General features: G+C 67.5%; 26 protein-coding genes. 13 read left to right on the top strand and 13 right to left on the bottom strand.

Features of this window, described 5'->3' with window-relative positions; all coding sequences use genetic code 11:
- Positions 1–23 precede the first annotated feature (23 nt).
- The 3 genes from ACWJI3_RS07450 (at position 24) to ACWJI3_RS07440 (ending at position 2,949) form a co-directional block, all read left to right on the top strand.
- On the top strand, positions 24–1,283 hold the full coding sequence (locus ACWJI3_RS07450; RefSeq protein ID WP_480203355.1) for a tRNA nucleotidyltransferase/poly(A) polymerase-related protein: 1,260 nt from the start codon (positions 24–26) through the stop codon (positions 1,281–1,283).
- A gap of 191 nt (positions 1,284–1,474) precedes the next feature.
- A complete protein-coding gene (locus ACWJI3_RS07445; protein ID WP_094511619.1) occupies positions 1,475–1,909 on the top strand; it encodes an RNA recognition motif domain-containing protein in 435 nt (144 codons plus the stop codon).
- A 38-nt stretch (positions 1,910–1,947) separates the two neighbouring features.
- Entirely contained in the window at positions 1,948–2,949 is a 1,002-nt protein-coding gene (locus tag ACWJI3_RS07440) for an alpha/beta fold hydrolase (protein WP_480203354.1), read from the top strand.
- On the opposite strand, the gene ACWJI3_RS07435 is transcribed toward ACWJI3_RS07440, so the two are convergent.
- Positions 2,925–3,866, bottom strand: coding sequence for a phytoene synthase (locus ACWJI3_RS07435; protein ID WP_094512340.1), 942 nt, complete (start codon positions 3,864–3,866; stop codon positions 2,925–2,927). The two genes, ACWJI3_RS07440 and ACWJI3_RS07435, sit on opposite strands and share 25 nt — an antisense overlap.
- Positions 3,863–5,263 carry a 15-cis-phytoene desaturase gene (gene pds / locus ACWJI3_RS07430; RefSeq protein WP_480203353.1) on the bottom strand — a complete coding sequence of 467 codons (1,401 nt, stop codon included), beginning with the start codon at positions 5,261–5,263 and terminating at the stop codon, positions 3,863–3,865. Before pds ends, ACWJI3_RS07435 begins: the two co-directional genes overlap by 4 nt.
- 134 nt (positions 5,264–5,397) lie before the next feature.
- Between pds and ACWJI3_RS07425 the strand changes: the two genes are divergently transcribed.
- Entirely contained in the window at positions 5,398–5,748 is a 351-nt protein-coding gene (locus ACWJI3_RS07425) for an NAD(P)H-quinone oxidoreductase subunit M (protein ID WP_094511629.1), read from the top strand.
- Positions 5,745–6,515: a DUF3172 domain-containing protein gene (locus ACWJI3_RS07420; RefSeq protein WP_255100075.1), complete on the top strand. Its 771-nt coding sequence runs from the start codon at positions 5,745–5,747 to the stop codon at positions 6,513–6,515. The genes ACWJI3_RS07425 and ACWJI3_RS07420 overlap by 4 nt, the downstream gene beginning before the upstream one ends.
- Before the next feature lie 52 nt (positions 6,516–6,567).
- On the opposite strand, the gene ACWJI3_RS07415 is transcribed toward ACWJI3_RS07420, so the two are convergent.
- Positions 6,568–7,566 carry a LysR family transcriptional regulator gene (locus ACWJI3_RS07415; protein WP_094511634.1) on the bottom strand — a complete coding sequence of 333 codons (999 nt, stop codon included), beginning with the start codon at positions 7,564–7,566 and terminating at the stop codon, positions 6,568–6,570.
- A 73-nt stretch (positions 7,567–7,639) separates the two neighbouring features.
- Between ACWJI3_RS07415 and ACWJI3_RS07410 the strand changes: the two genes are divergently transcribed.
- The 6 genes from ACWJI3_RS07410 to ACWJI3_RS07385 all read left to right on the top strand — a co-directional run bounded on the left by ACWJI3_RS07410 (position 7,640) and on the right by ACWJI3_RS07385 (position 14,998).
- Positions 7,640–8,419 carry an NnrU family protein gene (locus ACWJI3_RS07410; RefSeq protein ID WP_480203352.1) on the top strand — a complete coding sequence of 260 codons (780 nt, stop codon included), beginning with the start codon at positions 7,640–7,642 and terminating at the stop codon, positions 8,417–8,419.
- A 72-nt stretch (positions 8,420–8,491) separates the two neighbouring features.
- Positions 8,492–10,498 carry an NAD(P)H-quinone oxidoreductase subunit 5 gene (locus tag ACWJI3_RS07405; RefSeq protein ID WP_094511643.1) on the top strand — a complete coding sequence of 669 codons (2,007 nt, stop codon included), beginning with the start codon at positions 8,492–8,494 and terminating at the stop codon, positions 10,496–10,498.
- Between the two features lie 202 nt (positions 10,499–10,700).
- Positions 10,701–12,275, top strand: coding sequence for an NAD(P)H-quinone oxidoreductase subunit 4 (locus ACWJI3_RS07400; RefSeq protein WP_480203377.1), 1,575 nt, complete (start codon positions 10,701–10,703; stop codon positions 12,273–12,275).
- A 169-nt stretch (positions 12,276–12,444) separates the two neighbouring features.
- Positions 12,445–12,816 (top strand): lipopolysaccharide assembly protein LapA domain-containing protein, encoded by a 372-nt coding sequence (locus ACWJI3_RS07395; protein WP_480203351.1) that lies wholly within the window; start codon positions 12,445–12,447, stop codon positions 12,814–12,816.
- Between the two features lie 43 nt (positions 12,817–12,859).
- Positions 12,860–13,762 carry a segregation/condensation protein A gene (locus tag ACWJI3_RS07390; RefSeq protein WP_233132890.1) on the top strand — a complete coding sequence of 301 codons (903 nt, stop codon included), beginning with the start codon at positions 12,860–12,862 and terminating at the stop codon, positions 13,760–13,762.
- A gap of 48 nt (positions 13,763–13,810) precedes the next feature.
- Positions 13,811–14,998 (top strand): nucleotidyltransferase family protein, encoded by a 1,188-nt coding sequence (locus ACWJI3_RS07385; RefSeq protein ID WP_094511658.1) that lies wholly within the window; start codon positions 13,811–13,813, stop codon positions 14,996–14,998.
- 27 nt (positions 14,999–15,025) lie between these two features.
- Here ACWJI3_RS07385 and ACWJI3_RS07380 read toward each other — a convergent pair whose 3' ends face one another.
- Positions 15,026–15,961, bottom strand: coding sequence for a methylenetetrahydrofolate reductase (locus ACWJI3_RS07380; protein WP_094512349.1), 936 nt, complete (start codon positions 15,959–15,961; stop codon positions 15,026–15,028).
- Between the two features lie 127 nt (positions 15,962–16,088).
- On the opposite strand from ACWJI3_RS07380, the gene pedR reads away from it, so the two are divergent.
- Complete coding sequence (pedR, locus tag ACWJI3_RS07375) at positions 16,089–16,364, top strand: photosynthetic electron transport-dependent transcriptional regulator PedR (protein ID WP_094512353.1); 276 nt, start codon at positions 16,089–16,091, stop codon at positions 16,362–16,364.
- Here the strand turns inward: pedR and ACWJI3_RS07370 are convergent.
- From ACWJI3_RS07370 to ACWJI3_RS07330, 9 genes are all read right to left on the bottom strand, one after another.
- Positions 16,324–16,878, bottom strand: a complete 555-nt coding sequence (locus ACWJI3_RS07370; RefSeq protein WP_255100079.1) for a CYTH domain-containing protein — start codon at positions 16,876–16,878, stop codon at positions 16,324–16,326. The genes pedR and ACWJI3_RS07370 overlap by 41 nt on opposite strands.
- A 60-nt stretch (positions 16,879–16,938) precedes the next feature.
- Complete coding sequence (locus ACWJI3_RS07365; protein WP_094511669.1) at positions 16,939–17,865, bottom strand: NAD(+) kinase; 927 nt, start codon at positions 17,863–17,865, stop codon at positions 16,939–16,941.
- Positions 17,866–17,880: 15 nt separating this feature from the next.
- Positions 17,881–18,210 carry an NADH-quinone oxidoreductase subunit NuoK gene (nuoK, locus tag ACWJI3_RS07360; protein ID WP_094511673.1) on the bottom strand — a complete coding sequence of 110 codons (330 nt, stop codon included), beginning with the start codon at positions 18,208–18,210 and terminating at the stop codon, positions 17,881–17,883.
- On the bottom strand, positions 18,210–18,839 hold the full coding sequence (locus ACWJI3_RS07355) for an NADH-quinone oxidoreductase subunit J (protein WP_094511677.1): 630 nt from the start codon (positions 18,837–18,839) through the stop codon (positions 18,210–18,212). The genes nuoK and ACWJI3_RS07355 overlap by 1 nt, the downstream gene beginning before the upstream one ends.
- Positions 18,839–19,450: an NAD(P)H-quinone oxidoreductase subunit I gene (gene ndhI, locus ACWJI3_RS07350; protein WP_255100080.1), complete on the bottom strand. Its 612-nt coding sequence runs from the start codon at positions 19,448–19,450 to the stop codon at positions 18,839–18,841. Before ndhI ends, ACWJI3_RS07355 begins: the two co-directional genes overlap by 1 nt.
- 106 nt (positions 19,451–19,556) lie before the next feature.
- Positions 19,557–20,675 (bottom strand): NADH-quinone oxidoreductase subunit NuoH, encoded by a 1,119-nt coding sequence (gene nuoH / locus ACWJI3_RS07345; protein ID WP_198948273.1) that lies wholly within the window; start codon positions 20,673–20,675, stop codon positions 19,557–19,559.
- A 93-nt stretch (positions 20,676–20,768) separates the two neighbouring features.
- On the bottom strand, positions 20,769–21,917 hold the full coding sequence (locus ACWJI3_RS07340; protein ID WP_094512362.1) for a citrate synthase: 1,149 nt from the start codon (positions 21,915–21,917) through the stop codon (positions 20,769–20,771).
- A 215-nt stretch (positions 21,918–22,132) separates the two neighbouring features.
- Positions 22,133–22,714: a SixA phosphatase family protein gene (locus ACWJI3_RS07335; RefSeq protein WP_480203350.1), complete on the bottom strand. Its 582-nt coding sequence runs from the start codon at positions 22,712–22,714 to the stop codon at positions 22,133–22,135.
- A gap of 4 nt (positions 22,715–22,718) precedes the next feature.
- Positions 22,719–24,497 (bottom strand): DUF3352 domain-containing protein, encoded by a 1,779-nt coding sequence (locus ACWJI3_RS07330; RefSeq protein ID WP_255100082.1) that lies wholly within the window; start codon positions 24,495–24,497, stop codon positions 22,719–22,721.
- 85 nt (positions 24,498–24,582) lie between these two features.
- On the opposite strand from ACWJI3_RS07330, the gene ACWJI3_RS07325 reads away from it, so the two are divergent.
- Complete coding sequence (locus ACWJI3_RS07325; RefSeq protein WP_233132892.1) at positions 24,583–24,960, top strand: rhodanese-like domain-containing protein; 378 nt, start codon at positions 24,583–24,585, stop codon at positions 24,958–24,960.
- Positions 24,961–25,312 lie beyond the last annotated feature (352 nt).

Below are 25,312 nucleotides of genomic sequence, written 5' to 3'. Positions count from 1 at the left end.
CCATTCTGGCGGGCCAGGCCAGCGTGCCTCTGGATCTGGCCGCCGCCACGGCTCTGCTGCGCCGCCACCTGGCCATGGAACGCTGGCCGGTGCCTCCGGCGGCCTTCCCTGCGGGCACCGCCCTGGTGGGAGGCGCCGTGCGCGATGGCCTGCTCGGGCGGCTGGGGGAGCGGCCCGACCTCGATCTGGTGGTGCCGGTGGAGGCCATTGCCCTGGGCGAGCGGCTGAGCCGGGAGCACGGTGGTCGCTGCGTGGTGCTGGATCAGGAGCGCTCGATCGCCCGGCTGGTGATCCGGGGCTGGAGCGTGGATCTGGCCCGCCAGGCCGGCACGGACCTGGCCACCGATCTGCTGCGCCGCGACTTCTGTCTCAACGCCCTGGCCTTGCCCTTGGCGGCGAGCAGCCAGCTGCTCGACCCGAGCGGCGGCCTGACCGATCTGGCGGCGGGACTGATCCGGGCCGTGAGCGAAGCGAACCTGCTGGACGACCCGCTGCGACTGCTGCGAGGTGAGCGACTGGCCGCGGAACTGGGCTTTCACCTCGACGCCACCAGCGCAGCCTGGATCCAGCACCACAGCCGCCGGATCGACCAAGTGGCCGTGGAGCGCGTGCGGGTGGAGCTGGAGAAGCTGGCGGCGTGCGCCGGCGGCGGCGAAGGGCTGGCCCGGGTGCTGACGATCGGCCTGCTGGACGCCTGGCGCCAGCCGGACGCTGTGGAAGGCGGTGCAGCCGGCAATGAAGCCGCCGGTGCCGCATTGCGACAGCTCACCCTGGCGGCGGCCGCAGCCAGGGGCCTGAGCGAAGACGAAGCCCGCGTGGCCCTGCCCCTGGCACGCCTGGCCACGCTGCTCGACGCCGCCAGCTGGGGGCGGCTGCATGCCAGCCGGGCGCTGCAGCGGCGCTGCGGACTGCTGCGGAGCTGGCGGGCGCAGCTGGAGGGGCCCGGCGGGGTGCGGGATCCCGCCGCCCCGTTCGGCTCGGAACGGGAGCAGGTGCACTTTCACCGCGACCTGGAGGACGACCTGCCCGCCCTGCTGCTCATGCTGCCGCTGCCGTTTGCGCGGGAGTGGCTGCCCCGCTGGCGTGATCCGGGCGATCCTCTCTTTCATCCCAGGCCCCCGCTCGACGGCACGGAACTGCAGCAGCGGCTGGGGCTGGCCCCGTCACGGCGGCTGGGCGAACTGCTGGCCCACCTGACAATCGAGCGCGCCTTCGGCCGCCTGGAGAGCAGCGAGGAGGCCCTGGCGGCGGCGCGTCGCTGGCTGGCTGGACCGGCGCCGTGATTGACTGCTCTGTGTACAGGCATCTTCCATCGCTTCATCGAAGCCCGAACGGCAACGGTTGACGTCCAGTTCCTGAACGTCAGAAACACCTCCCCGATCGCTCTTTGGCGCCTCATGCGCTGCCCTGCGTTTCGCCGGTGCGTTCACCCGATGGCGCAGGCCGCCACCTCCCTTCTCTCCCCCCTCCTCCCATGAGTGTTCGTCTCTACGTCGGCAATCTGCCGCAGACTTTCGATGCCGCCGAGCTCGATGCTCTGTTCACTTCCATCGCCGAGGGCGTGCGCTTCAAGACCGTTCAGGACAGGGAAACGGGTGCCTGCCGTGGTTTCGGTTTCGCCAATGTCGAGGATGAGAAACTGGCCGACACCGTGATCGAGCAGCTCAACGGCCACGACTTCGGCGGCAACAGCCTGCGCATCGAGCGCTCCGAGCGCCGTGACAGCCGCCCCGGCACCGGCGATCGCCGGCCCGCCGCCGGCGGTGCCGCTCCCGTGGCGGCCCGCAAGGCCGTCAACAAGGTGGTGCACAGTGACACCATCACCGAAGGCGCCCCCGATCCGCGTTGGGCTGGTGAGCTCGCCAAACTGAAATCCCTGCTGGCCAACCAGACAGCCACCACGGTCTGAGCCAGCACCCCGTTCCGCCGGTCGGCGGCGATGCTGCCTTGACCCACCCGCTGGCTTCCACCGCGCCCAGCCCTGCCTCCTCCTCCTGGACCTGGCAGGGTCACATCATCCGCTACCGCTGCCTTGCCGGCCCCGAACCGGCGGGGCTTCAACGTGTGGTGCTGATCCACGGGTTCGGCGCGAGCCTGGGCCACTGGCGCCACAACCTGCCGGTGATCGCCAGCCGCTTCTCGGTGTGCGCCATCGATCTGCTCGGATTCGGCGCCAGCGACAAGCCGCGCTCCCGCCTGGCCGATGAAGCCGAGCAGCCCGGAGCGGTGCGCTACTGCTTCGATCTGTGGGCCGAGCAGGTGGCGGATTTCGTGCAGCAGGTGGCCCTGCAGCACGCTCCCTCCGCCCGCATGCATCTGGTGGGCAACTCCATCGGCGGCGTGGTGGCCCTAAGGGCGGCCCAGCTGCTGGTGGCCCGAGGCGTTCCGCTGGCCCAGGTGATCCTGATCGACTGCGCCCAGCGCACGTTGGATGAAAAGCGCGTGGCGGAACTGCCGCTGCTGGAGCGCTGGAGCCGTCCCCTGGTGAAGCAGCTGGTGCGGCAGCGCTGGCTGGTGGCTCCCCTGTTCCGCGCCCTGGCCCGGCCCGCCTTCATCCGTCAGGTGCTGGAGCGGGCTTACCCCAGCGGCGCCAACATCGACGACGCCCTGGTGGAGCTGCTGCACCGGCCCAGTACCGATGCCGGAGCGCCCGAGAGCTTCCGCGGCTTCGTCAACCTGTTCGACGACCACCTGGCACCTGAGCTGCTTGCCGAGCTCACCGTGCCGGTGCGCATGCTGTGGGGAGCAGAGGATCCGTGGGAAGCGCCAGCCGAAGCCGAATGCTGGGCGCGCCTCTTCCCCTGCGTGCAGGAACTCAAGGTGCTGCCGGGGTTGGGGCACTGCCCTCATGACGAAGCGCCCGAACGGGTGAATCCGATCCTGCTGGACTGGCTGCAGGCGGAGGCCGGGGCCACTGCAGAGGTTCAGCGGGCCTGGGAGATCACGTAGGAGAGCGGCAGGTCAAGCAGCTTGAAGGGCTTGGGAACGTAGGCCCGGTGGTTGAAAACGTCGTAGTTGAGTTGCTCGATCACTGTGAGAATGCCGCGATACAGCCGCAGCGAGGCCCACACCGGCCAGCGGGCATCGGCCGCCAGCCAGCGCACCCCCGCCTCCGAACGGCCGAACCAGTAGCGGGCGCGTTGCAACTGAAAGGCCATCAGGGCCCGCCAGTTTTCATTGAGCAGCCCCGCCATCAGGTCGGATTCCGAGTAGTTGAAGCGCTGCAGATCTTCCTGCGGCAGATAGATGCGGCCACGGCTGCGGTCTTCGCCCACATCGCGCAGGATATTGGTGAGCTGGTTGGCGATGCCAAGGGCCACCGCCGCTTCGGAGGTGTCGGGCCGTTCGCTCCAGGGGGCCGTGGTGTAGGCCGGATCAAGCCCCATCACTTCCTGGGTCATCAGGCCCACGGTGCCAGCCACCCGATAGCAATAGAGCTGCAGTTCATCGAAGCTGGCGTAGCGATGGCAGACCAAGTCCATGCGCTGCCCCTCGATCATGTCGAGGTAGGGCTGGAGCGGCTGGGGATAGCGCTGGATGGTGTCCACCATGGCCAGATCGAGCGCATCGTGCACCTCGCCGGCAAACAGCCGGCGGGTGCGGGCTTCCCAGCGATCGAGCCGCTCGGCGAGTTGGTCTGTGGGCAGCCGCTGCGCCTGGGGGCTGTCCATCAGTTCGTCGGTGCGGCGGCACCACACGTAGATCGCCCAGATGGCCCGCCGCTTGGCGGGGGGCATCAGCAGGGTGCCGAGATAGAAGGTCTTGGCCCACTGGGCGGTTTCCTGGCGGCAGGCCTCGTAGGCGTGCTCCAGGTTCAGGCCGGAGCGGAGGGAAGCGGCGGTGGGTGAAGCGGCCAGCACGCTCACACCGCCACCGGCTGCACCAGCGCGGACGCCTGCCGGCTGACCGCCTCGGCGCACAGCTTGCCGCTCAGCACTGCCCCTTCCATCGAAGCCAGATAGCGCTGCATCGTGTAGTCGCCGGCCAGGAAGAAGTTGGCGATCGGCGATTGCTGCGAGGGCCGCAGCTGCTGGCAGCCGGGCACCGTCTTGTAGACGGAGAGGGGGGTTTTGACCACCCGGGCCTTGCGCAGCTTGGCCTGGTCGTCGCCGTTGAAGTGGTCGGGGAAGAGGCGGCGCAGCTCCTCGAGGGTGGCGGCCACGATGTCGTCATCGCTGCGGCCGATCCACTCCGCCGCAGGGGCGAAAACCAGCTCGAGCATGGAGCGGTCGGGGTCGGCGTACTCGCGGCAGGTGTTGCTCATGTCGGCGTAGACGCTGAGCAGGTCCGAACGACTGAACAGAAGATGGTCGATCGCGGTGAGTTTTCGATCGAACCAGAGATGAATGTTGATCACCGGCACCCCCTTGAGCCCGTCGAGCTTCTGGAAGTAGGGCAGCTGGCGCCAGGGATCCGGCAGCAGGAGCTTGAGCGGATCCACCGGCAGGGCGCTGACGTAGGCCTCCGCCTCCACCTCACGGCCGGGCTGGCCCTGGATGCCGCCGATCCGGAAGCTGCGCACGCTGCCATCGGCGGCCAGGCGGATCTCGCGCAGGGGGCTGTCGAGGTGCACCTCGCCACCGCGCTCCCGGATCGAGGCCACGATCGGCTCACAGAGACGCTCTGGGGGGTTGCCGTCGAGGAAGGCCATCTTCGAGCCGTTCTTCTCCTGCAGGAAGCGGTTGAGGGCCGTGAGGATCACCGTTGAGGAGATTTCATCGGGATTGATGAAGTTGAGCGCCTTGCTCATGGCGATGAACACTTCATCGTTCACCCGCTGAGGAATGTTGTGAAGGCGCAGCCATTCCGACCAGGAGTATTTGTCGCACTCCTCCACGTAGTCCTGGCCGCGGAGCATGGCGGGCACCAGGCCGAGCCCGAAGGCGATCTTCTCGGGCCAGGTGAGCATGTCGTTGTTGCCGAGGATGGCGGCAACACCGTTGAGAGGGGCGGGAAGGTCGGGGAAATCGAAACGGCTGTAGGTGCCTGGCGCCTCCTTCTGGTTGAAGATCATCGCGTGATCCTTCCACTGCAGGCGATCCTCGATGCCCAGCTCCGCGAACAGCTGCAGCATGTTGGGGTAGGCCCCAAAGAAGATGTGCAGGCCGGTTTCATACCAGTCGCCGTCTTCGTCCTGCCAGGCCGCCACCTTGCCGCCGAGCACGTTGCGCCCCTCGAGCAGCACCGGCGTGTGGCCGGCATCGCAGAGGTATTTGGCACAGGACAGGCCGGCGAGTCCTGCTCCGGCAATGGCGACGCGCATGCAAAGACGAAAACCAGACGCCAACCTAAAAGGATGCCCCCTGCCAACGTCGGGCGCCTGGCTGCCGTGGCCCTGCACGCACCGGCGGTTCCTAGAGTTGCGGCGGCCCATCTCCGTCCGTTCGCCTCCGTTCCATGGCCGACGACCTGCTGCTCAAGTCCACCACCCGTCATGTGCGGCTGTTCACGGCACGGCTCGAGGGGGGTGAACTGGTCCCCGACCCGCACCAGCTGACCCTCGACCTCGACCCGGACAACGAGTTCCTCTGGGACGCCGGCGTGCTGCAGAAGGTGCAGCAGCGTTTCCGTGATCTGGTGGCCGGTTTCGCCGGCGCCGAGCTCACCGAATACAACCTGCGCCGCATCGGTTCGGAGCTGGAGGGCACGATCCGCCAGCTGCTGCAGGCGGGCGAACTCCGCTACAACCCGGACGCGCGGGTTCTCAACTACTCCATGGGCCTGCCCCGCAGTGCCGCTTCCACATGACCCGCTCCCGTGATGGCAGCGCCTTCTCCAGAGGCGATGGCAGAGGCAGCCGCGGCCGCTCCAGCGCCGATTACGCCGGGTCGGACTACGCCAGCTCCGACTACGCCTACGACCGCCGCGGCTCCCGCTACGACGCCGCCCGTTACGACGCCGCCGATGAGCGGGATCCCGGCGACCGCTCCCGCGCCGCCCGCCCCACCCGCAACGGGGGTGGCGGCGGTGGCGGTGGTGCCACACCGGGTGGGGGTGGGGGCAAACCCGGAGGCGGCCCCTTCGTGTTCAACGTGGCCACGATCGCGGTGCTGGCCGGGGTGCTCGTGGTGGGCATCGGCATCGGCACGGCGCTCTCCAGCAACACCGTGGGCAACCAGGGGAACATCGCCAGCAGCCAGCAACTCGACCTGGCCGTGCCCGACCCCGAGTTCTGCAAGCAGTGGGGTGCGAGCGCCTTCGTGATGGACGTGGAGCTCTACACCACCATGAACCCAAGCAGCAGCTTCGTGACCCAGCCGACGCTGCAGCCGGGCTGTGTGATCCGCCGCGAGAACTGGAGCGTGCTGCAGAAGGAGGGCGCCGTCACCTCCGAGCAGATGCGCCAGTGCAAGCAGCGCATGAACACCTTCGCCTACATCGGCTCGATCCGCGACAAGCCGATCGTCCGCTGCGTCTACCAGACCGACATCAGCGGCAACAAGTTTCAGACCCGGGGCATTGCCGGCGCTGCCGACGACGCCGTGGGCATCACCCCGGAAGGCGACCAGTTCTGAGTCTGATCCCGAGCCCCCGCCTGCGGGAACCTTCGGTCTCGCTCAGGCGGGCTCACGGGGCGGGCTGAAGCACCGTGGTGGCGGCTTCGGCCGGAGGGCTGGTGCGGGGGGTCTGCCGCAAGGGGCTGTCGGGGCTGGCGAACACCGGCAGCACCTCGCGGCGGAAGGCTTCCGAAGCCCTGGAGCAGTAGCGGGCCGGATGGGTGATCAGCTTCAGCTGGCGGCGCACCAGCAGGTCGGTCACGTTGGGACGGTGCAGGGATCCGGTCGCCAGTTCCCGCTCGATCGACACCACCGGCAGGAAGGCGGCACCCAATCCCGACTGCACGGCGTTCTTGATCGCCTCGAAGGAATTGAGCTCCATCTCGATCTTGAGCCGCTGCACTTCCAGGCCGGAGCGGGCCAGCAGCTGGTCCACCATCTTGCGGGTGGTGGACTGGGCATCAAGACAGACGAAGCTGAGCCGGTAGAGGTCGTCCTTGTGGAGTTCCGGCAGGCGGGCCAGGGGATGGTTCACCGGCAGCACCAGGGCCAGTTCATCGCTGGCGTAAGGAATCACCTGAAGCAGGTCGTTGAGCTCGCCGGGCAGCTCACCGCCGATGATCGCCAGATCCACCTGGCCATTGGCCACGCTCCAACTGGTGCGCCGGGTGCTGTGCACCTGCAGCTGCACCGACACGTCGGGATACTTCTGCCGGAACAGGCCGATCATGCGCGGCATCAGGTAGGTGCCGGTGGTCTGGCTGGCGCCCACGATCAGGGAACCGCCCTTGAGATTGTGCAGGTCGTCGAGGGCGCGGCAGGCCTCCTGGCACTGGCCCAGGATGCGGTCGCAGTAGCTGAGCAGGAGATGACCCGCCTCGGTGAGCTGAGCCTTGCGGCCGCCCCGGTCGAAGAGCGACACATCGAGCTGCTTCTCCAGGTTCTGGATCTGCAGGCTCACCGCCGGCTGGGTGACGTAAAGGCTGTCGGCAGCCTTCTTGAAGCTGCCTTCGCTGGCGATGGCCCGCAGGATGCGCAGCTGATCGAGGGTGAACGGCAGATCAGCCATGGAACGACCCCGGGGCTGGACGCCGGCATGAACGGGGAACTTTAGGAGCAAAGCCCGGGCCGCCCTGCACGCCATGCCGCGGCGGACGAAGCAGAATCGCCGCTGCAGCTTCTGCCCCGTGCTTTCCCCGCTCCACCACACCAGCCTGGTGATGGTTGCCCTGCTGGTGGCCTTTGCGGTGCTGCACAGCGGCGGGGCCGCCCTGCGCGTGTGGGGGGAGCAGCGCATCGGGGCCCGGGCCTGGCGCCTGCTGTTCGCGGCTGTGAGCATTCCGGCCGCTGTGGTGGTGGTGGGGTACTTCCTCGCCCATCGCTATGACGGGGTGCGGCTCTGGACCCTGCAGGGCACCCCCGGACTCATCCCTGTGATCTGGGTGGGAACAGCGATCAGCTTCTTCTTTCTGTATCCCGCCACCTACAACCTGCTGGAGATTCCCGCGCTGCTGCAGCCCCAGGTGCGCCTCTACGAAACCGGGATCATCCGCATCAGCCGCCACCCCCAGGCCGTCGGTCAGATCCTCTGGTGCGCCACCCACCTGCTCTGGATCGGCAGCAGCTTCATGGTGGTCACCTGCGCCGGATTGATCGCCCACCACCTGTTTGCCGTCTGGCACGGCGACCGACGCCTGCGGGCGCGCTTCGGCGAGGCCTTCGAGCAGCTCAAGGCGCGCACCTCCGTGGTGCCGTTCCTGGCGGTGATCGACGGACGCCAGACGCTGGAACTCACAGAATTCCTGCGGCCTTCCCAGCTGGGGATCGCCATCGCCATCGGCCTGTTCTGGTGGAGCCACAGCTACATCGGGCCTGCGGCCAGCGCCTTTCTGAACGGACCCCTGGGACGGACGCTGGGCTGATCGCACACCCACACACAGGCCGGCCGTGCCCAGGAAGCTGCCTACACTCGCGGGGCCGCTAACTGGAGCTGGATGACATCGGCCGCTGAAATCGCCTGGTTGATTCCCGTTCTGCCCTTGGCGGGGGCGGCACTCACCGGTCTCGGGCTGATCAGCTTCAACCGCACCGTCAACCGGCTGCGCAAGCCTGTTGCCCTGCTGCTCATCACCCTGATCGGGGCGGCAGCCGTGCTGAGTTACGCCGTGCTGGCGGAGCAGCTGGCCGGAGCGCCAGCCACCGAAGTGCTCTTCAACTGGGCCAGCGCCGGCACCTTCAACCTGCAGATGGGGTTCCGGGTTGATGCCCTCGGCGCCGTGATGCTGTCGCTGGTCACCACCATCGCCTTGCTGGTGATGGTGTATTCCGATGGCTACATGGCCCACGACAAGGGCTATGTGCGCTTCTTCACCTATCTCGCCCTGTTCAGCAGCTCGATGCTGGGGCTGGTGATCAGCCCCAACCTGCTTGAGATCTACGTGTTTTGGGAGCTGGTGGGCATGTGCTCCTACCTGCTGGTGGGCTTCTGGTACGACCGCGAGGGTGCCGCCCATGCCGCCCAGAAGGCCTTCATCGTGAACCGCGTCGGCGACTTCGGCCTGCTGCTCGGCATCCTCGGCCTGTTCTGGGCCACCGGCAGTTTCGGCTTCGAGGAGATCGGCGCCGGCCTCTCCGCCGCCGTGGCTGAAGGCTCGCTCTCCAACGGCGTGGCGGTGCTGCTGTGCCTGCTGGTGTTCATGGGCCCGATGGCCAAGTCGGCCCAGTTCCCCCTGCACGTGTGGCTGCCCGATGCGATGGAGGGTCCCACCCCGATCTCCGCCCTGATCCACGCCGCCACCATGGTGGCCGCCGGCGTGTTCCTGGTGGCCAGGCTGCAGCCGGTCTACGAACCCTTCCCGCTGGTGCAGGCCGTGATCGCCGTGATCGGCACGATCACCTGCTTCCTGGGGGCCTCGATCGCCCTCACCCAGATGGATCTCAAGAAGGGCCTGGCCTACAGCACCGTGTCACAGCTGGGTTACATGATGCTGGCGATGGGTTGCGGCGCTCCCGAGGCGGGCATGTTCCACCTCGTCACCCACGCCTTCTTCAAGGCCATGCTCTTCCTCTGCTCCGGCTCGGTGATCCATGCCATGGAAGAGGTGGTGGGCCATGAGCCGGTGCTTGCCCAGGACATGCGCCTGATGGGAGGGCTGCGCCGCTTCATGCCGGTCACCTCCACCACCTTTCTGATCGGCTGCGTGGCGATCAGCGGCATTCCGCCGCTGGCGGGCTTCTGGAGCAAGGATGAAATCCTCGGCCAGGCCTTCAACGCCTTCCCGCTGCTCTGGGCGGTGGGCTTCCTGACTGCCGGCATGACCGCCTTCTACATGTTCCGGCTCTACTTCCTCACCTTCGAGGGCAGCTTCCGCGGCGGTGACCTCAGCGTCCGCAGTGCCCTGCTCCAGGCTGCCGGCAAGGCTCCGGAAAGCCATGAGGAGGGCCATGGCTCCCACGCCTCCCACCCGCACGAATCGGGCTGGCAGATGGCCGCACCACTGGCGGTGCTGGCAGTTCCCTCGGTGCTGATCGGCCTGCTCGGCACGCCCTGGAACAGCCGCTTCGCCGCCCTGCTCAACCCCGGCGAGGCCGCCGAGATGGCCGAGCACTTCAGCTGGGGCGAGTTCCTGCCGCTGGCCGGCGCTTCGGTGACGATCTCCGTGATCGGCATCACCATCGCGGTGCTGGCCTACGCCCTGCACAAGCTGGATCTGGCCACCGCCGTGGCCGCCCGCTTCCCCACCATCAATGCCTTCCTGGCCAACAAGTGGTACCTGGATGCGATCAACGACCGCCTGTTCGTGAAAGGCAGCCGCAAGCTGGCGCGTCAGGTGCTGGAGGTGGACGCCAAGGTGGTGGACGGGGTGGTGAACCTCACCGGCCTGCTGACCCTGGGCAGCGGCGAAGGACTCAAGTACTTCGAAACCGGCCGCGCCCAGTTCTATGCGCTGATCGTGTTCGGCGGCGTGATCGCCCTGGTGCTGCTGTTCAGCAGCTTCTGAGTCCGCTCCGTGCGCGCCTCGGCGCGGGCTCTGTGTGTCATCCCATATCTGGGCGGTACTGGGCAGTTGAGCATTTCTACACTCCGTCCAGAACTGAATTCCCTGGCCAGTGCCGCTTGACCCTGCCGTTGCTCCGGAGGCCCTTGCGGCCCTGGGCACAGCCTCCACCGGGGCCTTCCCCTGGCTGAGCGTTTCGATCCTGATGCCGATCGGAGGCGCGCTGCTGATCCCCTTCATCCCCGACCCAGGCGACGGCAAGACAATCCGCTGGTACGCCCTCGGCGTTGCCCTGCTCACCTTTCTGGTCACCGCCGGGGCCTACCTGAACGGCTACGACCCCTCGGTGGCGGGGCTCCAGCTGGTGGAACGGGTGGAATGGCTGCCTGATCTGGGGCTGGCCTGGTCGGTGGGCGCCGACGGGCTGTCGATGCCGCTGATCCTGCTCACCAGCTTCATCACCGCGCTGGCAGTGCTGGCCGCCTGGCCGGTCACCTTCAAGCCGCGGCTCTTCTACTTCCTGATCCTGGCCATGGATGGCGGCCAGATCGCCGTGTTTGCTGTGCAGGACATGCTCCTGTTCTTCCTGGCCTGGGAGCTGGAGCTGCTGCCGGTCTATCTGCTGCTGGCGATCTGGGGCGCCAAGAAGCGCCAGTACGCCGCCACCAAGTTCATCCTCTACACCGCTGGCGGCTCAGTGTTCATCCTGCTGGCCGCCCTGGCCATGGGCTTTTATGGCGGCGGCACGCCCAGCTTCGAATTCACCACTCTCGCGGCGAAGGAGTTCGGCACCCGCTTCCAGATGCTGGCCTACGCGGGCCTGCTGATCGCCTTCGGGGTCAAGCTGCCGATCGTGCCGCTGCACACTTGGCTGCCAGACGCCCACGGCGAGGCCACAGCACCGGTGCACATGCTGCTGGCCGGCATTCTGCTGAAGATGGGCGGCTACGCCCTGCTGCGCTTCAACGTTCAGCTGCTGCCCGAGGCCCACGCCCAGTTCGCGCCGCTGCTGGTGGTGTTGGGGGTGGTGAACATCATTTATGCGGCACTCACCTCCTTCGCGCAGCGCAACCTCAAGCGCAAGATCGCCTACAGCTCGATCAGCCACATGGGCTTCGTGCTGATCGGCATCGGCAGCTTCAGTGCCCTCGGCACCAGCGGCGCCATGCTGCAGATGGTGAGCCACGGCCTGATCGGTGCCAGCCTCTTCTTCCTGGTGGGCGCCACCTACGACCGCACCCACACGCTTCAGCTCGATGAGATGGGCGGCGTGGGCCAGAAGATGCGCAAGATGTTCGCCCTCTGGACGATCTGCTCGCTCGCGTCCCTGGCCCTGCCTGGCATGAGTGGCTTCGTGTCGGAACTGATGGTGTTCGTGGGCTTCGTGAACAGTGAGGCCTACGCGCTCAGCTTCCGCATCGTGATGGCAGCCCTGGCGGCCGTGGGGGTGATCCTCACTCCGGTGTACCTGCTCTCGATGCTGCGCGAGATCTTCTTCGGCAAGGAGAACGTGGAGCTGGCGGCCCACACCCGCCTGGTGGATGCCGAACCGCGCGAGATCTACGTGATCTCCTGCCTGCTGGTGCCGATCATCGGCATCGGTCTTTACCCTCGCCTCGTCACCGACAGCTACCGCGCCTCGATCGAAGCGCTCGTGGCCCGTGAGGACGTTGCCCTCACCAAGGTGGTGGGCCCCACGCCCAAGGGGCTGATCCGGGGGGCGGTGGGCAAGCAGCTGGCCTTGGCGCCGCCCCTGCTCCATGCGCCCGCCCTGGGCTGAGCGAATCGAGATCCTGCCGGCTGCCCAGCACCATCACCAGCACTGTGCGACGGCTTGCGCCCAATTCCGCTCAGGTGCCGCAAACTGGTCGACGGGATCGCTCCGCTGAGGCTGCCACCGGCCTGCCAGCCATGCGCTCCCGATTCAGAGCCTCGACCCACCACCCGCCATGCGACAGCTGAATTTCCTGCTGATCTTCAGTTTCGGCCTCGCCACGGTGATGTTCACGCTGGAGAACACCGATCCCACCACCGTGCGCTTCCTGCCGGGAGCCGCGGTCACCCTGCCGCTGGCGGCCTTGCTGCTGGTGGTGGGTGGCATCGGCGCCACCGCCGCCTGGGTGTTCGCCGTGTGGATCGGCGTGGTGAAGAAAGTGGAATTGATGCAGGACCGCAGCGAAATTGACGCCCAGCAGGTGCGCATCCGCGAGCTGGAAGACGACCTGCAGCGTTACCGCGCCACCGTGGACGCCCAGCTGGCCCTGTTGCCGGCCGCCGGAGAAAGTTCAGGGGGATCCGCGTCAGCGGATGCCGCTGGCTGAGTCGCCTCAGACCGGGTACGTTTCCGGCAGATCGGGGAGAACTGTGCCGAACGCAGGCGCCAGGCTGGCGATCCGCCTGCTTCAGGAGGCCGCCGAGCGCGGTGACCTTGACCCCTGGGATGTCGATGTGATCGCCGTGGTGGACGGTTTCCTCGATCAGCTGCGTCAGCGCATCGAGGTGCCACGTCTGGTGGCCCTCAGCTCCGGCCAGGGCGGCAGCTATGAGCAGGATCTCGCCGCCACCAGCGAGGCGTTTCTGGCGGCGTCAGTGCTGGTGGGCCTCAAGGCCGAAGTGCTGGAACGCCAGACCTTTCCGCCCATTGCCCTGGTCGCCGATCCTTGCGAGAGCGAGGATCCGGGCGAGGACAGCTGGTCGCTGGGGATCCAGCTGCCCCATCGGCCGGAGCGACAACTCTGGCGCAGGCCCGTGGCACCGCCGCCGCTGCAGCGGCCCGTGAGCCTCGGCGAGTTGATCCGCCAACTGGAAGACATCGCCGAGCGGCTGGAGAGCGATAGCGGCCCGCGGCGCCACAAGCCGCGCAGCCGCCCCTACAGCGAACGCGACGCGATCGAACAGGTGAGCGCCCTGGCCCACCGGGAGAAACTGCCTGAAACCACTGCCGCCCTGAGCTTCTTCCTGCAGCAATGGCCAGAGGCCCTGGAGTGGGTGAACTTCGATGCGCTGGTGGAGGCCTGGAAAGACGCAGCGCCCCCCGATCTTGATCACGACCGGGTGGGGGTGTTCTGGGCGCTGTTGTTCCTCTGTTCACAGGGACGCATCGATCTGCGGCAGGAAGGGGGCCTGTTCGGGCCGCTGCATCTGCGCCGCGCACGCGAGGCCGAATGCACGCTTCCGCTTCCCAGTCAGAGCGCTGCCGCAACCGCCACAGGCTCCTGGCCGGCCGTGCCAGCTCCCTTGCCGGCTAGGCCGGCACTGGCAGCCTGACGCCCTTAATTAGGGTGCATGCAGAACCAACCGAGCAGTAAGGCGCCCATGAAGGCGATGATCCTCGCAGCCGGCAAGGGAACACGGGTGAGGCCCATCACCCACACGATTCCCAAGCCGATGATTCCGATCCTGCAGAAGCCGGTGATGGAATTCCTGCTGGAGTTGCTCCGGGAGCATGGATTCAACGAGATCATGGTCAATGTGTCGCACCTGGCGGCAGAGATCGAGAACTATTTCCGTGATGGGCAGCGCTTCGGCGTGGAGATCGCCTACAGCTTCGAAGGCCACATTCAGGACGACGGCGAACTGATTGGCGAAGCCATGGGTTCTGCAGGCGGGATCAAGAAGATTCAGACCTTTCAGACCTTTTTCGACGACACCTTCGTGGTGCTCTGCGGCGATGCCCTGATCGACCTCGACCTTACCGAAGCGGTGCGGCGGCACAAGAAGAAAGGAGCGGTCGCCAGCCTGATTACCAAGCGGGTACCGAAAGATCAGGTGAGCAGCTACGGTGTCGTGGTCACTGACGACAACTCTCGAGTGCTCTCCTTTCAGGAGAAGCCCTCGGTGGAAGAGGCCGCCAGCGACATGATCAATACCGGCATTTATATCTTCGAGCCCCAGGTGCTCGACCACGTTCCCGCCGGCGTGCCCTTCGACATCGGCGCTGATCTGTTTCCCCGTCTGGTGGCGGCAGGGGCACCTTTCTACGCGCTGCCCATGGATTTCGAGTGGGTGGACATCGGCAAGGTGCCGGATTACTGGCAGGCGATCCGGAGCGTGCTGCTGGGGAAGGTTCGCAAGGTTTCGATCCCTGGCCGCGAGGTGCGGCCCGGCGTGTTCACAGGCCTGAACGTAGCGGCCGACTGGGACAAGATCAACGTGCAGGGGCCCGTTTACGTGGGCGGCATGAGCAGGATCGAACCAGGGGTCACGATCATCGGCCCAGCCATGATCGGCCCCAGCTGCCACATCTGCGAAGGCGCCACGATCGACAACTCGATCATCTTCGATTACTCCCGCATCGGGGCCGGAGTCAGGCTCACCGAAAAGTTGGTGTTTGGCCGTTATTGCGTGGACAGCAATGGTGACCATTTCGACCTCCAAGAGGCCGCCCTCGACTGGCTGATCACCGATGTACGCCGCCAGGATGTGGCTCTACCCTCCCCCGAGCAAAAGGCCCTCGCTGATCTGCTGGGCAACGATCTCACCGCCAGCCAGCGCGGCGGCTGAACAACTCTGGATGCGCCTGCCCCAGTGTCAGGCGGATGGGCATGCCGTGAGCGGATCGATCGCCTCGATGCCGGCGAGGCTGAGGATGTTGGGGATCCGCTCTTCGGCCTTCACAGCCATCAGGTGCACGCCCTGGGCGATCTCACGGAAACTCGTAACCTGCTCCGCTGCGATCCTGATCCCCTCACTGGCCGGATCTGCCGCTGCCGCAAGACGCTCGATCACGTGCTGGGGAATGGAGGCGCCGGGCACCACACGGTTGATGAATTCGGCGTTGCGGGCGGATTTGAGCAGAAACACCCCCGCCAGCACCGGCAGGCCCAGCGGCGCGGCGATCTCCTCGCAGAAGCGGCGCAACACGCTCGCCTCCATGACCATCTGGGTCTGGAGGAACTTGGCGCCAGCAGCCTGCTTGCGGCTGAGGCGGCGGCGCAGGCCGCTCCAGCTGGGGGACTGGGGATCGGCGGCGGCGCCGGCGAACAAGGCGGTAGGGCCATCAGGGAGCGAGCCTCCCAGCGGATCACGGCCGGCATTGAAATCGCTCACCTGCTGCAACAGCCGCACCGCCTCCAACTCGTTCACCGGCCGGGCGTTCGGCTGATCGCCGGCCCGCACCGGGTCGCCCGTGAGGCAGAGCAGGTTGCGGATTCCCAGCGCATGAGCGCCCAGCAGCTCTGCCTGCAGGGCAATGCGGTTGCGATCCCGGCAGGCCAGCTGCAGCACCGGTTCGAGCCCTGCGTCGAGCAGCAGGCGGCAGAGGGCCAGGCTGCTCATGCGCATCACCGCACGGCTCCCGTCGGTGACATTGACCGCGTGCACCCGCCCCTTCAGCAGCCTGGCCATCGCCAGGGTGCGGCTCGGATCACCGCCCCTGGGCGGCATCACTTCCGCCGTGACCGCGAACGCTCCACGCGCGATGGCCCGCTGCAGCAGCACGACAACCGGGAAACAACCAGCGCCCATCATGCGTGAAGAGCGGCACCATCCAGGCCCCCCAGCCGGCAGCAGCCCCGTGACCGTGGCGGTGGGCGTCCGTGGGGAGGTGTTGGAGGGGCTGTCTAGGATGCGTCCAGTCAGGCGGAGTGCGTTGATGTCCGTTCGAGACGACCTCAGCGCGCCGCGAACCGGCTTATCCGAACGGGAGCTGGAGATCATCAGCCTGGTGGCCACCGGCCTCACCAATCAGGAAATCGGCGAGCAGCTGATGATCAGCAAACGCACCGTCGACAATCACGTCAGCAACATCTTCACCAAAACCGGCGCGAAGAACCGGGTGGCGCTGCTGAACTGGGCGATGGACAACGGCAAGATCTGCCGGGACGGCTTCAACTGCTGCAATCTGCCGGCCCCGTCGCCGGGGCTCTGAGGCCCATCGCCGCCAGTACGGCCCGGCGCTCGTCCTCAGGCCACTGCGACAGCGGCGTGATCGACAGGGAGGCATTGCTGAGCTCCAGGCGGCCGGTGACCTCCAGGGCGCACCAGGGCGGCACCACCAGGGGCTGATCGGCCCGCTCCAGCTCCACTTCCGCCAGCACCAACGGCGCATTCGGGGCCTCGAACACATCGAGTACCCAGTCGCCGCCCGGCAGATCGAGGCCATAGCGGGTCTTGCCGAGGCGGTGGGCCGCCAGGTTCAGCAACGCCTCCCCATCGGTGGCGGGAATCGGATACTCGAACTCGTGGCGGGCGATGCCGGCGGCGGCCGCCTTGATCGTGAGCCGGGCCTGGTCGGTGGCGGTGTCTTCCCCGAGGCGCACCCGCACGGTGACACCAGCGGCGTCGCGCGTGAGGTAGCCCTGCCGCAGCGGGCGGCTCCAGCGCACCTGCGGCCGCCAGCCGTCGCCATGCACCAGGAAGCGCCGCTCGATCTCCAGGGCCAACGCCGTTCTCCGGGGCTAACCCCTCCAGCATGGGCCGCAACAGACCCGTTGGGCGACGGCCTAGTTCGGCGACGGCTCCGCAGCGGTGAGGTCACCGGCCCAGTGCAGCTTGTGGCTGAGGGTGCGGTAGTAGGAGGGGCTCTGATCGAGCACCACCATCAGTGCGTCGTGGCTGGAGCGCTGCACCACGCAGCGGTCACCCGGTTCGAGCACGGTGGCATGGGCGCCATCTTTCCAGAGCTTCACCCGGCGACTGGTTTCCCCCAGTGGCCACACCGCCAGCATCGCCCGGGGTGGCACCACGATCGGCCGACTGGAGAGGCTCATCGGGCAGATCGGGTTGACCACGATCGCGTCGATGCCGGGATGGAGGATCGGACCGCCCGCCGCCATCGAGTAGCCGGTGGAGCCGGTGGGGGTGGCGATGATCAGGCCGTCCCCGCGGAACTGGTCCACCACTTCGCCGTCGATCTCCAGCTCCAGCACACAGGTGGGCGACACCTCATCAAGGCTGGGGCGGAAGTAGAAGTCGTTGAGGGCGCGGTGGATCGGCTCGCCATCCACGCTGCCGTCACTGCGCACCACCCGGCCCTCCAGCATCATGCGCCGCTCCAGGGCGAAGCGGTCATCGCGCAGCCGCTGCCAGAGGTTGTCCTCACTGGAGCCTGAGCTGAGCACGAGCCGCTTGCGCTCGTGGGTGAGGAAGCCAAGGTGGCCGCCGATGTTGAAGCTCAGGATCGGCACCTGCAGGGGCGCCAGATGGCGGGCCGCCCCCAGCACCGTGCCGTCGCCGCCAAGAACGACGGTGAGATCGGGCAGGAGCGGTTCGCTGGCCAGGAGCCCCGGAAAGGGGTTGGAGGCCAGACCACTGACGGCCACGGCCACATGCACGCCCTGGTTGCGCAGATCCTCCGCGCAGATGCGGGCCTTACGCTGGGCGGCCTGGCTGTGGGCACGAACAATCAGCCAGACCCGCTGGAGCTGCATGACGGAACCGTGCCGCTACCAGCGCAGCAGGTTGAAGCGCTCCATGTCGACGGTTTCGCGGTTGCGGTAGAGGGAGAGCAGGATGGCCAGCCCCACCGCCGCCTCTGCGGCCGCCACGGTGATCACGAAGATGGCGAACACCTGGCCGCGGATCTCCTGGCCATCGATGTAGCTGGAGAAGGCCATCAGGTTGATGTTGACGGCATTGAGCATCAGCTCGATGCTCATCAGCACGCGTACGGCGTTGCGGCTGTTGATCAGGCCCCACACCCCCGTGCAGAAGAGAACGGCCGCAAGCACCAGGTAGGCCTGGAGCGGCACATCGATGGGTGTTTCGATCGGCATCAGAGGGTCTCCTGAAGAGCGGAGGGAGATGGGGTGGGGGGATCGAGGAGCAGGGGAGGGCGAACCTTCTCGATCAGGCCCTGATCGACGTCTTCGCCGGTGGTGAGGTCGGTGCCGAACACATCGCGGCGGGCCAGCACGATGGCGCCGATCATCGACATCAGCAACAGCACCGAAGCCAGCTCGAAGGGCAGCAGGTAGTCGCTGAAGAGATGCTCGCCGATACGGATGGTGGCGCCTTCACCGAGGGAGGCCGGGCCTGGAACGGCCCAGGGGGTGGTGAGATCGACCCGGAGCAGCAGCAGGAAGAGGCCGAGGCAGACGCCACCGGAGAGCAGGCGCCGCAGGGCAAGACGGGGGATCTCGGAGAGGTCTTCCTTCTTGTTCACGAGCATGATCGCGAACAGGATCAGCACGTTCACTGCGCCCACATACACGAGCACCTGGGCGGCGGCCACGAAGCTGGCGTTCAGCAGCAGGTAGAGACCTGCCACCGAGAGGAAGACACCGCAGAGCAGGAAGGCGGAATAGACGATGTTCGGCAGCAGCACGACCCCGAGGGCTCCCAGCACCAAGGTGATGGAGAGCGCCACGAAGCAGATCAGCTGGGTGGTGGAGGCGATCGTCATCAGACCCCTTCCTCGCTGGCGGTGGTGGTGGAGCTGGACGCGGCCAGCACCTGTTCAGGCAGTTTGCCGGCCCGGGGGCTGGCGGGATCCACCGTGTGGGGATCGAGCTCGCCGGCGGGCAGATAGGCCAGCTCGCGCAGAGCCACCACGGCAGGGTCGCTGGTGACGCTGGTGGGCAGGCGACCGAGGGCGACGTTGTCGAAGTTGAGGCTATGGCGATCAAACGCCGCCAGTTCGTACTCCTCGGTCATCGAGAGGCAATTGGTGGGGCAATACTCCACGCAGTTGCCACAGAAGATGCACACCCCGAAATCGATCGAGTAATTGCGCAGCTCCTTCTTCTTCGTTTGCTTGTTCATCGCCCAATCCACCACCGGCAGATTGATCGGACAGACCCGCACGCACACCTCGCAGGCGATGCACTTGTCGAACTCGAAGTGGATGCGGCCGCGGTAGCGCTCCGAAGGGATCAGCTTTTCGTAGGGGTACTGCACCGTGATCGGCCGGCGGCGCAGGTGATCGAAGGTGACCGAAAGCCCCTGGGTGATGGCGCTGGCGGCACCGACGGCGTCCTTGGCGTAGTCGCCGACCTTTTGGAGAAAACCGAACATGGGCGTGGCGGAATTCGAGGGGAGGGACGGAGGAGGAAAGCGGTGGGCTCAGCGGGCCTGGATCAAGGCCTGAGGGCCGGTGGGGTCATGATGGCTGGCCCGTGGCTCAACCGCCGAAAAAGGCGGGAAAGGCCAGTTTGAGCCCGGCGGTGACGAGCAGATTCACCAGGGCGATGGGCAGCAGGAACTTCCAGCCCAGATCCAGCAGCTGGTCGATGCGCACCCGTGGCAGGGTCCAGCGCAGCAGGATCGCGATGAACACCAGCAGGTAGGCCTTCAGCACGGTCATCACGATGCCGACAGACCCGGTGATGACCTGCACCAGCGGAGCGTCCACCGACTGGCCAAGGGCGCCGGCCAGCCATTCGACCGGCAGGGGGAAGCCCCAGCCACCCAGGTAGAGCACCGCCACCAGCAGGGCGGAGAGCACCAGGTTGATGTAGCTGCCCAGGTAGAAGAGGGCGAACTTCATGCCGGCGTACTCCGTTTGGTAGCCGGCCACCAGCTCCTCTTCGGCCTCGGGCAAGTCGAAGGGGAGGCGCTCGCATTCGGCCAGGGCACAGATCCAGAAGATCAGGAAGCCGACCGGCTGACGCCAGATGTTCCAGCTGAGGATGCCGGCGCCGCTCTGCTGATTGACGATGTCGACGGTGCTGAGCGAATTGCTCATCATCACGACGGCCAGCACGGCCAGGGCGAGCGGGATCTCGTAGCTGATCGACTGGGCCGCCGCCCGCAGGCCGCCCAGCAGAGAATACTTGTTGTTGCTGGAGTAGCCGCTCATCAGCAGGCCGATCGGCTGGATGCTGCTGAGGGCGATCCAGAGGAAGATGCCCACCCCCACATCGCTGATCACCAGGTGCTGGCCGAAGGGAACCACCAGCCAGGAGAGGATCACGGGGATCAGCACCAGCACGGGGCCGAGCGTGAACAGCAGGCCATCGGCCCGCTTCGGGATCACGTCTTCCTTGAAGAGCAGCTTGAGGCCATCGGCCAGGGGCTGCAGCACCCCGAGGGCACCGGCATACTCCGGGCCGATGCGCTGCTGGACGGCGGCGGAGATCTTGCGCTCCAGCCACACGTTCACCAGCACGCCCACCACGGCGGCCACCAGCACCAGCAGCATCGGCAGGGGCAGCCAGATGAGATGGGCGGCGGCGGGGCTGAGGCCGAAGCCCTCCAGGATGGTGGTGAATCCGCTCTGCAGGTCGATGCCGGGGGGCACCGCCGCCTCGAGGACCGGGGGAGGCGACAGGGTCGCGGCTGTGGTCATGATCTCCACGGCGTCCGAACTCGAAACCGAACCGACGAGGGCAAGTTAAGCGCCCGCACCGCTGGATCGGGTGTCGATGGGCAACCAGGTCTTGCCGGACGCCCCCGTGTAGATCTGCGTGGGCCGGTAAATCCGGTTGGCACCGAGCTGCTCTTTCCAGTGGGCCAGCCAGCCGGCCACGCGCGCGATCGCGAAGATCGGCGTGAAGAGGTCACGGGGGATGCCGAGCTTGCGGTATACGAGCCCGGAATAGAAATCCACATTCGGATAGATCCCCTTGGCGCCGAGGCGGCTTTCAGCAGCTTTCTCGAGCCGTCGGGCCACGTCGTACATGTGGTCGTGGCCGAAGCGGTCGAACAGCTCCTCGGCCAGCTCCTGCAGGATCACGGCACGGGGATCCTTGACGCGGTATTCGCGGTGGCCGAAACCCATGATCTTCTGCTTCTCGGCCACCGCCCGCTCCAGGTAGGCCTCCACCCGGTCTTCGCTGCCGATCTGGTCGAGCATGGTGAGCACGTCTTCGTTGGCGCCGCCATGCAGCGGGCCGGCCAGGGTGCCCACTGCCGAGGCCACCACCGCGTAGGGATCGGTGAGGGTGCTGGCGGTGACGCGGGCACTGAAGGTGCTGGCGTTGAGCGAGTGTTCGGCGTGGAGGATCAGGCAGGCATCGAAGATGCGGGCCGCCATCGGGTCAGGCACCCGCTCGGTGATCATGTACAGGAAATTGGCCGAGTAGGACAGATCGTCGCGGGGCTGGATCGGGTCCTGGCCTTTGCGGATCAGCTGGAAGGCCGCCACCATCGTGGGGATCTTGGCGATCAACCGCACCACCGCCTCCTCGATGTACTGGGGGTCGTCGAGGGCGCGGCGCGAATAGAACAGGCCCAGTGAGGCTGCGCTCGACTGCAGCGCGTCCATGGGGTGCCCGTCGGCCGGGAAGCACTTCATCATGTCGCGGATGCGGAAGCTCACCCGCCGGTGCATCTGCACCTCGTACTCGAAGCGCCGCAGCTGCTCGCCCGTGGGCAACTCACCCCAGATCAGCAGGTAGGCGGTTTCCAGGAAGCTGCTGTGGTTGGCGAGCTGCTCCACCGGGTAGCCCCGGTAGGTGAGCACGCCGTTGCGGCCGTCGATGTCACAGATGGCGGACTGGGTGGCCGGCACCCCTTCAAGGCCGGGGCGGAACGCCGGCATGGCCGGCTGGGCCGCGACAGGTTCGCTGGCCACCGGGGTGGCCGCTGGAGTTGTGGCGGAGTCACCGGCCGCTGAGAAATCCGTGACCGCCGGCGCCCCATCCGTTGCCATGCCGAGCTTCCACGCTGTTGATCGAAACCTAGATCCATTCCTGACAGCCGCGCCGTAACACCGCCGACCGGCCACCAGGGCCCCGTTTCAGCGGCGTCCGCGCCTCAGCCCTCCCCCAGCAGAGCGCGGGGGGAGAGCAGCAGGGTGAGCCGCGTGCGGCCCAGGGCAGCCTCCCAGCCGCGCGCCTCCCCGGAACCACCGGAAGGCACCGGAGCCTGCCAGGGAAGCGCCAGGACCACCACACCGGCCTTGCGCAGGCGCAGGGCGCCGGGAGGGGCGCCGCAGAGCCGGCAGGCCAGCTCGCTGAGATCGGGTTCATGCCCCACCAGCGCCAGACGCCGCCAGGGGCTGGGCCGCTCGGCGCCTTCGCCCCCGGCGCTGAACCAGCGCTCCAGCAGCGGCGCTGGGTCACCACCCGGGGCCAGCTCCGCGCAGACCTCGAAGCGGTGGAGAGCCAGTCCGCCCTCGCGGGCCAGCTCCGCCGTCTGGTGCGCACGCAGCAACGGGCTGGTGAGCAGTGGATCCACAGCCAGTCCGAGTGTCACGAGACGGCGCACCACGGCGGCGGTGCGCCGTCGGCCGGCGGCGGTGAGCGCCCGTGCCTCGTCGTCCAGGCCGCGATCGGCCGCCAGCTGGCGATCGATCGCGACCCCATGGCGCAGTAGCAGCAGCTCCGCAGCGGCCATGGCCTCAGCCCAGCTCCAGGCGGCCATGCAGCCGCAGTGCCGGGGCCGCGGCTGCAGGATCGCTCTCCAGGCTCACGGCCAGCCCCTGCACAGTGGGAGCGAGCGGCTCGCCGGCCAGGCCGGTGAGCAGCAGCCAGGGGTCCCAGCGGGCCAGCAGCGCACGGGCCGACGGGGCGGCCATGGCCCACTGCAGGGGTGCGGCCTGATCCTCCAGGCCCTGAAGCTGGGCCAGCCTCTCGCTGGGCGGCGCGGCCCCCTCCAGCAGACCGGTGAGGGCGGTGATGCCCTCACTCCACCAGGCCACACCGCGCTGGTCGAGGCGGGCGCCGGCGATGGCGGCGTCCAGTTGGTCGGGGTGGCTGCGGGAATTGCCGGCGGTCAGCTGGGTCCAGAGCTGCAGCGTTTTGCCATTGCGGCTCAGCGGAGCAGCGATCAGGCCTTTGCGCGCCAGCACGTCGCTGATCGAGGCGATGGCGGGGCTGTCAGGAGCCGTGGCCAGCAGCCAGCCGCGGGAGCTATGGCTCAACAGCAGGGGGCCTGGATCCTGGGCAACAACCAGCGGGGGCAGCACCCCCGGCAGGCTCGCGAGGGCTTGGGCGAGGACAGGTGCCACCAGCTCCGACCAGACATCCGGAATGTCGGCGGGGACGCTGCTGGTGGCTTCAGGGCTGGGGATGGTGGTGTCTCCGTCACCATCGGCAGCGGCACTGTCCGTGGCGTCCCCATCGGAGCCGGCGGAATCCGGGCTGGAGGCGGTGGCCTCAGGGATCGCCTGGGCGACGGCGATGGCTGCCGCTGAGGCAGCTGTTCCTGGTGCAGCAGGAGCTGAGAGCAGGGCGGGGTTCTGGATCATCGCCAGGCTGTCCGAGGGACCCTGCAGGCCCGCCAGCAGATCCGGCGTGGGCGTGAGCGACAGTGCTGCGGGGGCGTGGCGCAGCTCAAGGCGGCCGTTGAGGTCGAGGGTGCGGCCTCGGGGAGCCAGAGCTGCCACCAGGCCGAGCACCTCCTGCTGTGCTGCGACGAAAGGGGAAGCAGCCAGCCAAGGGGTGAAGCTGTCGGGGCGGGCCACCACCAGGGCCACGCCCTGGCCGAGGGTGGCCACGGCGGTGGCGAGGCGGGGGTCGCCGGCCTGGTTGAGTTCGTCGATCTGGGAGACATCCAGCGCCTGCTCCAGCACCCCCCGACCCGAGGCGATCAGCACCAGCCGGTCGTCGATCAAGGCGGTGGCCAGGGGCAGGGCGTTCTGGCCCAGCAGGGCGCCCCGGCCGCTGATCAGCCCCATGCCTCGATAGGTGCTCACCTGCAGCTCGTTGCCGGCCAGGCTGCGGGTCTGCCAGAAGCGCTGCAGAAAGCGCCGAGCCCCCTCCGACTCACGGCTGCGCAGGGCCAGCAACCAGCCCGCCGGCTGTGACGCACCCGCCGGGGTGAGCAGCGCGACACTGGACTCCTCCCCCACCCAGCCGGCCAGTTCCTCGGCGTAGTCGAGGCCGGCAGCGGCGAAGGCCCCGTCCCGCAGCTGCTCAAGGGCGGCGGCGGCATGGCGGCGTTGGCGGGGCGGCGCCACGGCCCGGGCGTAGGCCCCGAGCTGGTCGGGCGGGACCAGCAGGTGCAGGCTCAGCGAGGCCTGCCGGGGGATGAAGCGAGCCGCCAGCGGCAGGGTGAGGGGTTGGTGCTGCAGGGCGAGAGGGCTGCTGCGCCAGAGCACCACCCAGCCCGCCGCTCCGATCAGCAGCAGCGTGACGGCCACGGCCAGGATCGCCGCCAGGAATGGGCGGATCTTCATGCGTAGCGCGCAGGAATGGCCTCATCTTTATGCATGAAGCCGCCTCCGTGCATCGTCAACGCACACCCGGCCAGCCACCACGCCCATGCCCGCACCCATGCCCCAGGAAAGCCAAACCACCCCCACCCCGGCCCCGCTGCAGGCACGGGAGCTGCAGCAGCGGCTCAACGAGGGTGCCGATCTGCAGCTGGTGGATGTGCGGGAACCGGCAGAGCTGGCCATGGCCGCGCTGCAGCAGAGAGTGATCCATCTGCCCTTGAGCCGCTCCTCGGAATGGGTCAGCCGGATCGACGCGCTGCTCGACCGCGAGCGTGAGGTAGTGGTGCTCTGCCATGCCGGCATGCGCAGCTGGCAGTTCGGCTGCTGGTTGATGGAGCAGCAGGGTTTCGAGCGGGTCTGGAACCTGGAGGGGGGCATCGATGCCTGGAGCGTCCAGGTCGATCGGTCGGTGCCGCGTTACTGAGCAGCGCTACCAGACCGATGGCGCGGTACATGTCCTCGCCTTACCGCAGTCAGCGGAGCTGCGGCGGTAAGACGGGCTGGCCCAGATCGGCTCCAGCCTCTGACGCCGGAGCAGCTCCACAGTTTGTGGCGGTGATGGTGCTGAGCTGCGCAACAAGCAGGGACTGGCCGACCCGGCGGGTTCGGACCCCGCTCCGCTTTTGCACGTGCTGACGCTGGAGATCGTGGAGGGTGATCGCCTGCTCCAGCCGCACCGCTCCATGAGCAACAGGGGCCGCGCCTGTGGGCGGAGTGGTCTCCGCGTTCCTGGGCACGCTGGTGTCCTCAAGGGTCAGGTTGGATTCGCTGTCGAC

Source organism: Marcopretia estuarina LEGE 06307, from assembly GCF_056633115.1.
The sequence above is the reverse complement of the archived record's forward strand: the minus strand, read 5'-3'. Positions and strand labels throughout refer to the sequence as shown.